Origin of the sequence: Bacillus sp. JJ634 (assembly GCF_036962285.1) — a bacterium.
Lineage (GTDB): Bacteria > Bacillota > Bacilli > Bacillales > DSM-1321 > Peribacillus > Peribacillus asahii_A.
Genome location: NZ_JBALMU010000133.1, coordinates 1 through 9,257 on the forward strand (window position 1 = coordinate 1; position 9,257 = coordinate 9,257).

A 9,257-nucleotide genomic window follows, 5' to 3' on the forward strand; every position below is an offset into this window, starting at 1 on the left:
ATATGACGCTGTTGATTTTTGACTTCATTTAAATTCAGCAGATCTCTGAAACGCGTGTGAGACCACGGTCTCGCACGCGTAGGAGCCAAAAATCTTATAAATGAACAATATTCATTAACACAGCCTAATAAAAAGGAAAGATCAAGAGGTCTATGATGGAAATTTACAACAGATATCATCGCTGTGCTAGTTGTCAACACTTTAGAGTGGTGAAGGCTAACCAAAAGAAAGTAGATTATCAATGTTCAAGACTTAACTATCAAACAAAGCCAAACTATAAATTTGATTGCTGGAGCCCAAAAGATATCGTTACGAAGAGAATGAATAAAAGCCTTTGGTGATCATTCGACTTTCTTGTACATTTTTGGGTTCTCCTTCAAGAACAATTATTCAACACATTTGTTTAAGGAGGTATTATCTTATGAAGATAAAAATTAGAAGGTCACCAGCAATAAAATTGTTACTTAAACTTTTCAACAAAATAATTGGTTAGTAGTGTAAAATTTAACGCTAGTTTTATTTCTCTGTTGCTGCCTCTACTAACCTCTGCGTATAGGGATGGCGCCTTTTTAAAAATAAATCTTCTGATACAAATAAATCAACGAGCACACCTTCTTTTAACACGGCCATTCGTTCACATATATATCGAACAGCAGCCATATCATGGGAAATAAACAAGTAGGACATATTAAACTCTTCTCTCAATTCCTTTAGTAGGTTTAGGATTTGTGCTTGAATGGATACATCTAGACTGGAGGTAGGTTCATCGCATATAAGCAAGCTTGGCTGAAGGCTAATTCCTCTTGCAATCGCAGTTCTCTGACGCTGACCTCCGCTTAACTGGTGCGGATATCTTTCAAGCAGGCTTTTATTCAGACCCACTTTTTCGAGCAGAATTTCTGCCATCTGCTTCTTATCATTTCTTACATCCTTTAAAAATGAGGGAGTCACTTCAGGATAATTTTCTAGGGACTCAATAACAGATTTCCATACAGGAAGCTTCGGATTTAAGGATGCTGTTGGGTCCTGAAACACAACTTGAACGTGACGCCTTGCCTTTCTAAGCTCAGCTCCTTTTAAACACTGAAAATCTATGCCATTTAGTGTGATTTGTCCTCTATCAGATTGGTCGAGCCCTAATATCAATTTAGCTAGTGTACTTTTTCCACTCCCACTCTCCCCAATCAACCCCAGACATTCACCTTGCTGTATTTGAAAAGAGACATCGTTCAATACCTTGTTTGAGCGGTAGGATTTACAAACATTTTTAACTTGAAGCATTTAGTTTCCTTCTTCCGTTTCTAAATTGTGGCATGCCGTGTAGTGGGAATCTTCTGCTAGTTGCATCTCTGGCACCATACTACACTTCTCTGATGATTTCGTACACCTAAGAGTAAATGAACAGCCCTGCTTAGCAACGAGTCCTGGCTCTCCAGGGATTACGGCTAATTTTCCTGGTACTGTTTGAGTTAAGACAGGCCTTGCCCGCAGCAGCAGCTTTGTATATGGATGAAGCGGATTAGTCTCGATATTCTTAGTTAAACCCTTTTCAATAATTTGTCCTCCATACATCACAGCCATTGAATTCGCTCTCTTTAACAAATGTTTAAGATCATGAGAAATCAGGAGTATCGCACAACCCAGCTCCTTCTGAAGATCGGCAAGCAAATCTAATATCTTCTCACTTGTAAGGACATCAAGAGCGGTTGTCGGCTCATCCGCAATAATCAGTGAAGGATTAAACATAAGCGCTGCAGCAAGAGATACCCTTTGAAGCTGTCCTCCGCTAAGCTGGTGAGGATATCTGCTGAAAATCCGTTCTGCTGGCACCTGCACACGTTCAAGCCAGAAGAGAACTTTCTTCCTTGCATCTGCTTTTCTAATTTTCTCGTGGCTGCGAAGCGATTCAATAAGCTGTTTACCAATCTTAATAAAAGGAGTAAAGCTCCCCTGATAGTTTTGAAAAAGATAAGCAATCTCTTTTCCTCGTATACATCTCATTTCCTTTTCTGAAAGTCTTGTGAGATTTTTACCCCGGAACTCAATTTGCCCCTCTGAAACATGTAGAGATTTTGGAAGCAATCCTAAAATAGCGGAAGCAGTCAAACTTTTTCCACTTCCACTTTCTCCAGAAAGACCAAGCATTTCACCCGGACGAATTGTAAAGTTCAGATTTTTAACTAGTGTATGGTCTTCCTGCCCATTAGCACCGCACAATGAAATCGATAGATTCTTAATTTCAAGGACAGGGATAGATTGAAGCCCGGATACTTTCTGTTGACTGTCCGTATTTGTTAGGTTTTGTATTTTTAAATCCATTACTGCAGGCATCCTAATACCCCCGTTTCCTTCGTTATATGTTTTTTATATCAAGCTTATCTCTTAATCCCTCTCCAATTAAATTACATAATAAAACGAGAATGAAAATGGCCATTCCTGGATAGAACATTAATTCAGGAATGGTTTGAAAATACGGCCTGCCGTCGTTTAGCATTGCTCCCCACTCTGGTGCCGGGGGTTGAGCTCCAAGACCCAGATAAGACAGAGAAGAGATGATTAAAATGACTTTTCCAACATCCAGCGTTACAAGCACGAGAACCGGCGAAATAATTTGCGGCAGCAAATGCCTAGTGATAATCTTCCATGTTGGACATCCTCCTACCTTTGCCGCTAATATATATTCCTTTTCCCGTTCTAATAAGACGATGCCTCTCACAACCCTCGTATAACTGATCCACTTTACTAAAACAACAGAGATCATCAAATTTGTTAAACTCGGACCTAAAAAGCCTGCAATTGCAATCGCTAATATAAACTCTGGAAGTGCTGTTAAGCCGTCTGCTAGGCGCATCACAAATGAATCAAATCGTCCGCCAATATACCCTGACAGCAAACCGAGCGGAATACCAATCAAAATAACCATTGCAACGACCAGCGCCGTAATGCCAAGTGTTGTTTGCGAGCCAATAATTAGCCTGGAAAAAATGCACCTTCCCATATGATCTGTCCCAAAAGGATATGTTAAGCTTGGAGAGGCAAGGCGCTCGGCCATATTTGCCGTAAAGGGATCGTTCGGTACAAGAAAAGGTCCTATGATTGTAATAAGAATAAAAATTGAAAGAGAAAAGAGACCAAACATTGTTATTGACTTCGAGTTTATCCGTACCAAGCGCGGAAAATAAGGTTTCTTTTGCAAAATATGAGAGATTTTCAAGCAGATTCCTCCTTTCCTTGCTTAATGCGTGGATCTAGTAAATAGTAGGATAGATCCACGAATAAATTCATTACTACTACGAATACGCCTGTTAAGAGGACATATCCTTGTATGACTGGATAATCACGGCTAAAAATCGCATCTACTGCCATACTTCCAAGTCCTGGACAAGAGAATAAAATTTCTATTACGACAGCTCCACCAAGTAAGCTCCCCACACTTAATCCAAAAACAGTAATAACAGGCAGCAAGGCTGCTCTAAAAGCGTGGAACCAAAGAATCCGCCATTCTTTCACTCCTCTAGCTCGTGCCGCTTGAATGTAATCCTCAGAAAAGCTTCCAAGAAGTCCTGCTCTAAGAAGTCTTGCATACACAGCCGCCAATGAAAACCCTAAGGCAAAGGAAGGCAATATCGTTTGAGAGAAGGTCCCTATTCCAGTTGATGGAAGGATTTGAAGCTTAAAAGCAAAAAAGTATATGAGCATCAATCCAAACCAAAAGCTTGGAACGGATGCTCCAATTAAGGCAAGAATTCTGCTGACGTAATCTGGCCATTTTCCAGGATAACGAGCTGAGATGATACCCAGTGGCACAGAAATAGACACCATCACAAGAAGTGCACCAACTGTAAGTTGCACGGTGATTGGCAAACGTTCCATCATCTCGTCCCATACAGGCTTTCCACTCATGTAGGATTGGCCGAGATCAAGCTTAATTAAACCGAGCATCCACTGACCATACTGAACATATAGAGGCTGATCAAAGCCAAGCTCACTTCGGAGCTTAACTTGATCAGCTTCAGTTACTATCATTTCATCTGCATTTAAAATCGCCATAACAGGATCACCTGGGGCTAGCTTCATTAAGCTAAAGGTAAATATGGATAATAGAAATAAAACAATCACTAATTGAACAAGGCGCTTTCTAACCAGTTCTAACACCTTATTTCACATCCAATGTATGGGTTATAATATAGTACTCCTCAGCTGTAGGAGCCCAGCCTTTAATTCGATTATTCATACCTACTAGAATATTTGGATAAACAGCATAGCTATGTACTATTTCCTTGTTGATAATATTGGCTGCTTCTTTCGTCAATTGTATTCTTTCATCTAAATCACTTGTTGTATTTAATTGGTTAATCAATTTATTTAATTCTGGGATATTTATTTTTCCAACATTAAGTGCTCCTGTTTCTGTGAATGCAGCATTCAGGAAATAGCTTCCATCTCCTCGTGGTGATGTATTATTACTGTAGGTAGCAAGATCCCAATCGCTATTTTCTGAAAGATGAGTATCGGCATTTTCGACCATTTTAATCTCTATCTCTACCCCTGCTTTTGCTGCATCTGACTGAAACAACTGAGCAATTAATGGTAATTCTGGACGTACTTTGTATGTGATAAGTTCAAGTTTAAGTGGCTTGCCGTCCTTTTCCATCTTACCAGCATCATTTTGTTTATATCCTGCCTCTATAAGGAGCTCTTTCGCTTTTTCAATATCCAGTTCTTTTACTTCATCATCAATTCCAAAGGGAAGAGTACTGTTAAATGGACCATTTGCAGGAACCGCATGACCGAGCATGATATCATCTGCAATACTTTTTCGATCAAGTAATAAATTAAGGGCCTCCCGGACTTTTATATCTGATACGTTTGGACTTTTTTGATTAAATAAGACAAAGTGCGATCTAAGACCAGGTACAGATTCAATCTTAAGTGCTGTATCTTTCCCAATAGCTTTTATACCTTCAGCAGGAAGGTTATAAACTACATCTGCCTCTCTAGACTGCAAAGCAAGTGCCCGGACATTTGCATCTTCATTAAATTTAATCGTTGCTTTATTTATTTTTGGCTTTCCTGCCCAGTAGTTATCATTTTTAATCACTTGAACTTCCTGATTTGGAGTAAATTTCTTCACTTGAAAAGGCCCTGTCCCAACCGGTGCATTTCTAAATGCCTCTTCACCTATTTCTTTTTCAGCTGCAATATTGATAATCGAAGTATATGGGTTTACTAGTTCTGATGGTAAAGCAGGATATGGCTCTGTAGTTGTAATGGTAAGCTTTTGACCATCCGCCTCCATTGATTGAATTTTCAAGGAACTTTTAAGAGATTCATTGACAGTGATACTTCGTTCAATTGAAGCTTTGACCTTAGCAGCATCTAGTTTTGCTCCATCCTGGAATGTTACGTCATCTCGAATGATAAACTCCCACGTCACATTGTCCGTTGTCTCCCACTTTTCTGCAAGCCAGCCTTCAATATTTGAGTGTTCATCCAGCTTTAGCAATGTCTCTGTAATACCTGCACGAATAGGAGTAAATATAGTATGGGGATCTAAGTTAGGAGACTTAAAGCTAAAGATCATTGTCACATTCTTCTCCTTTTCCGTTTTTTCTCCTTCAGCATCTGAATGACTCTTTTCAGCTGAGCATCCAGTTGCTACGAGAATCATTAAGCCTAGCGATAAAATAAGCAGTTTTTTTATACTGAACATATTCCTTTTCATTCTTTCTCCCACCTTATATATAAATTTGATTAAATCGTAATTATTACGATTTAATAGGTAGATATTACTAACTAATTATCTAAATATAGGTCTATTTTTTACTTTATATGAAATAACCCTGTATTATTGCTTTACAATCCTTGCTTCGCTTCCGCTGTAGGCACTTTATTCTGTTTTGCCGAAAGCAGAATACATGCAGTAATAATGAAAACTCCTCCTAATATGGTTAACATATCAGGAACTTCTGTCCAAAATAAAAATCCCCACATGGCATTAAAGACAATTCCAATATACCTCGTTATTTCTACGACAATCACACTCTCATGCGTAAAGGCCTTCGTTAAAAATATTTGACCTAACAAGGAAACAACTCCTATACATACCAAATAGATAAGTTCGAGTGGTGTGGGTACTACAAAGTTATTCCACATAAGCGGAATAGAGACCAAAGTAGCTGTCGCTAGGAAATAAAAGACAATCTCATAGGAATGATGTTTTTTACTCAAGTAGCGTATGGAAGTTGCTGCACCTGCTGCAAATAGAGCACTAAGAATACCTACGAACGCATAGATCGAATACGTAGAATAATTAAATGGCTTCACGAGTAGAATGGCACCTGCTATCACAAAAGGAAGTAAAAGACGTACTCTTTGGGACACTTTCTCCTTTAACAATATTGCGGCGATAAAAATAGCGAAAAAGGGTGATAAATGAGCCAATATACTTGCATCTGCAAGCGGTATTTTAGAAATCGTATAAAAATAGGCTAACAAATACAAGGCACCAAGAACACCGCGAACGGCAAGCATGGGAACTCCCTTTTTAGAAAATGCCACTTTACTATGCCTCATCATAAAATAGATGATAATCGTTCCAATAATACTCCTAAAAAACACAACCTCAGCGGAAGGAATCGATAAGCTAACTGCCTTTACTAGGGCATTCATAATACTAAAAACAAGGGAAGATAAAATTGCAAGGATAACCCCATTTTTCATTATTTTCTCTCCAATTCGCTATATATGGCCTCTACGTCATTCTCTGTTGTATCCTTGAAAATCTCTGAATAAAAAGAATCTTCCCCATGTTCTTGTATGAATTCATGTAATCTTTTTTCAAAGTATTTGATTAACTCCAGCGTTTGCGGCATCGCAACATTCACTTTTTCAGCTAGACCATAAATAAGTTTCAATTTTTTATAATCTTCAAAAGGAATCCTAGGGATGAGCCACTTTCCATATGAATCTTTATAAACTTTTTTGTACGGAACAGATGAAAAATCGAAGTACTTTCCATTTTCATCGGGTTTGGAAAAAGGATCGATAAGAATAGATGCGTATCTTATGTATAGAAGATACTCTTGTTTCAACTCTTCTAGTTGGGGAAAGTTCTCAATATCTTCCCGAGAAAGGGTGAGTTCGTGAACAGGATAATTGTCATCATTTAAAAACTTTAATAAGTTAATAGGTTTGGCTCCAAGGCATTCAATAAGTATAGAAACTTCCTTCCAGAGTAAAACCATTGCCTTTATCAAATGTTGAGTAATAGGTCCTTCTGGATAAATTTTATACATCCACTTTTTCGAGTCCTTCAAGCTGAATATTTCACTTAATGAAAATTCATTGATGAAGAAAGGCGGGTGTACATAAGTTGTAATGTTCTTGCTCTCCGCTTCAATAGTATGATTAACCACTGTACAGTGTATGCCCAGGCTTTCAATAAAACGCTGAACATTTAAAATAGCCGTGCTGTTATTTTGACTAGCAGCAATATAGATGCGCTTCTTTAAAGCCTTTGTAAAAGTCGTTCGGATACTTACATTTTTCGAATCAAATTTTGTAGCAGCAAAATAGGTAGACAAACTAATGACATCAATTCTATCTTTTGAATTCTTCAGCTGACTAGTAACAAGAAGGTTAGAACCAATACTTGGTGAAATTAAAATAATGGTCTTTACCTTTTTCAATGAATCTATATTTAAAGCATTGATTACATCCGTGTAACTGTCACTTGGGGTACATATAATAAGTGTTTGCCAAATATCATCAATGTCATCATAGCCTGCATAAAAGCAATCTAATGTAGCTGTCCCCGAAAGGTTGTTATATTTTTCACCTTGTACATTAGAATGAAGAACATAGTGGTTTTGTGTCAACTCTTTTGCAAGCCTAACTGTATGGACACCTTTTCTGTTCAATAAACCTAGATTGTCACTCCACCCGCGAGAAACACTAACAGCAATATGTATGGCAGCTGGTCCTGCACCGATGATTAGTGTATTACCGAAAGGCGGGGATAACGTTTTACCAACGTTAAATGTAGTAAGACTACTCATCTATCATCACATTCCTTTGTTAAGTTAAAGGCCGAATCTACAAGAAATATAATTAAAATCAATTAAACAAGCGGCCTGGATTTTTCTAACATTATAGTATCGTAAATATTTTTACTTTGACTAATTTTGGTTTCAATCCAATCCGGAGATAAGTCTTTCTCTAAAGGATAATTAAAAGCAGACTTTAAACCATTCCCATACCTTAAAATAATTTTAGCGTTCATGTTTATATTTGTTCTTAAACTATCTAGGACTTCAAGCTTGTTCCTTACCAGTGAAGCAATAATGATATGTGTAGCTTCTTTAACAAAATCTAATTTATATAAACTTTCACTAGAAAACTTAACTTTTGATTCTAAACCAGAAAATTTTGTTACTTTCTTTGCTAGTTCTACAGCTTCATTATCTATATCCAATCCTACTACTTTAGCTCCCGCTTCTTGAGCAATTGTAAGTGCCGAAGTTGGAAATGCACCTGATCCAATAAAAAGTACTTTAGACGTATCATCAATGCAAAAATGATCAAGTTCTTGCTTGACAGATTTTGACAAAACATTGATATAATCACTTAAATTTAATTCATTGTTACACGTACAAATAGATTGATATTTCTCCATAGCGCACAGTGCCTTTACCGAAGCCTCTCTTAACCTTTCAGAGTGTTTCTTTACTTCACTGTGGCACCCCCATAATTTCCACTGATTCAAATTCTCTTCACAAATTACAAATTGACAAAGATCGTCTAATTTATTTTTTAGCAGTTCAAAACATACGCGACACTCTTCTGAATAGACCATTAATTCTTTTATTTCATATTCGAGTAATTTTAAAGAAAGTAAAAATTTATATTTCTCCTTCATATTCTTTAATACCCCCTGTTTTTATGTAGAAGCACCCATTCAGATGAATTGATTTCACCTCCTTTTGACAAATCGTAATCTTTACGATTTAAAATATACTTTTCTTTTACGTGTGTGTCAACTTCAATTATTGGATTTATTTTCAGAATTTTTATTTTCATTTTCAAAAACATTATTCCAGAATACAAAGCAAAATGATTACGATTTGTAATCTTAACTTTTTTCTTACAATAAGAAATTTAGGATTGGAATAATTTAATGAAGTGGGGTCAGACGAATATGGATTTACAACCTTAAGAGTTTTTCCCATAAAAAAACGCCAATAGTTGAAGGATAC

At 37.2% G+C, this 9,257-nt stretch carries 8 protein-coding genes; all 8 read right to left on the minus strand.

The window, feature by feature from the left end; genetic code table 11:
• Positions 1 to 516: 516 nt before the first annotated feature.
• Positions 517 to 1,281, minus strand: a complete 765-nt coding sequence (locus tag V7068_RS18110; protein WP_499713935.1) for an ABC transporter ATP-binding protein — start codon at positions 1,279 to 1,281, stop codon at positions 517 to 519.
• Positions 1,282 to 2,331, minus strand: a complete 1,050-nt coding sequence (locus V7068_RS18115) for an ABC transporter ATP-binding protein (protein ID WP_499713936.1) — start codon at positions 2,329 to 2,331, stop codon at positions 1,282 to 1,284.
• A 22-nt stretch (positions 2,332 to 2,353) separates the two neighbouring features.
• A complete protein-coding gene (nikC, locus tag V7068_RS18120) occupies positions 2,354 to 3,139 on the minus strand; it encodes a nickel transporter permease (protein WP_499713941.1) in 786 nt (261 codons plus the stop codon).
• Between the two features lie 71 nt (positions 3,140 to 3,210).
• Positions 3,211 to 4,155 carry a nickel ABC transporter permease gene (nikB, locus tag V7068_RS18125; RefSeq protein ID WP_499713937.1) on the minus strand — a complete coding sequence of 315 codons (945 nt, stop codon included), beginning with the start codon at positions 4,153 to 4,155 and terminating at the stop codon, positions 3,211 to 3,213.
• A 1-nt stretch (position 4,156) separates the two neighbouring features.
• Complete coding sequence (gene nikA, locus V7068_RS18130; RefSeq protein WP_499713938.1) at positions 4,157 to 5,725, minus strand: nickel ABC transporter substrate-binding protein; 1,569 nt, start codon at positions 5,723 to 5,725, stop codon at positions 4,157 to 4,159.
• A 131-nt stretch (positions 5,726 to 5,856) separates the two neighbouring features.
• Complete coding sequence (locus V7068_RS18135; RefSeq protein ID WP_499713939.1) at positions 5,857 to 6,723, minus strand: DMT family transporter; 867 nt, start codon at positions 6,721 to 6,723, stop codon at positions 5,857 to 5,859.
• Entirely contained in the window at positions 6,723 to 8,060 is a 1,338-nt protein-coding gene (locus V7068_RS18140) for an opine metallophore biosynthesis dehydrogenase (protein ID WP_499713940.1), read from the minus strand. Before V7068_RS18140 ends, V7068_RS18135 begins: the two co-directional genes overlap by 1 nt.
• Positions 8,061 to 8,122: 62 nt before the next feature.
• Positions 8,123 to 8,920 carry a nicotianamine synthase family protein gene (locus tag V7068_RS18145; protein ID WP_119115902.1) on the minus strand — a complete coding sequence of 266 codons (798 nt, stop codon included), beginning with the start codon at positions 8,918 to 8,920 and terminating at the stop codon, positions 8,123 to 8,125.
• Positions 8,921 to 9,257 lie beyond the last annotated feature (337 nt).

What these genes read in the sequence shown, in the direction of transcription:
- V7068_RS18110 (WP_499713935.1), bottom strand. Translation starts at nt 1,281, where the DNA reads ATGCTTCAAGTTAAAAATGTTTGTAAATCCTACCGCTCAAACAAGGTA.
- V7068_RS18115 (WP_499713936.1), bottom strand. Translation starts at nt 2,331, where the DNA reads ATGCCTGCAGTAATGGATTTAAAAATACAAAACCTAACAAATACGGAC.
- nikC (WP_499713941.1), bottom strand. Translation starts at nt 3,139, where the DNA reads ATGTTTGGTCTCTTTTCTCTTTCAATTTTTATTCTTATTACAATCATA.
- nikA (WP_499713938.1), bottom strand. Translation starts at nt 5,725, where the DNA reads ATGAAAAGGAATATGTTCAGTATAAAAAAACTGCTTATTTTATCGCTA.
- V7068_RS18135 (WP_499713939.1), bottom strand. Translation starts at nt 6,723, where the DNA reads ATGAAAAATGGGGTTATCCTTGCAATTTTATCTTCCCTTGTTTTTAGT.
- V7068_RS18140 (WP_499713940.1), bottom strand. Translation starts at nt 8,060, where the DNA reads ATGAGTAGTCTTACTACATTTAACGTTGGTAAAACGTTATCCCCGCCT.
- V7068_RS18145 (WP_119115902.1), bottom strand. Translation starts at nt 8,920, where the DNA reads ATGAAGGAGAAATATAAATTTTTACTTTCTTTAAAATTACTCGAATAT.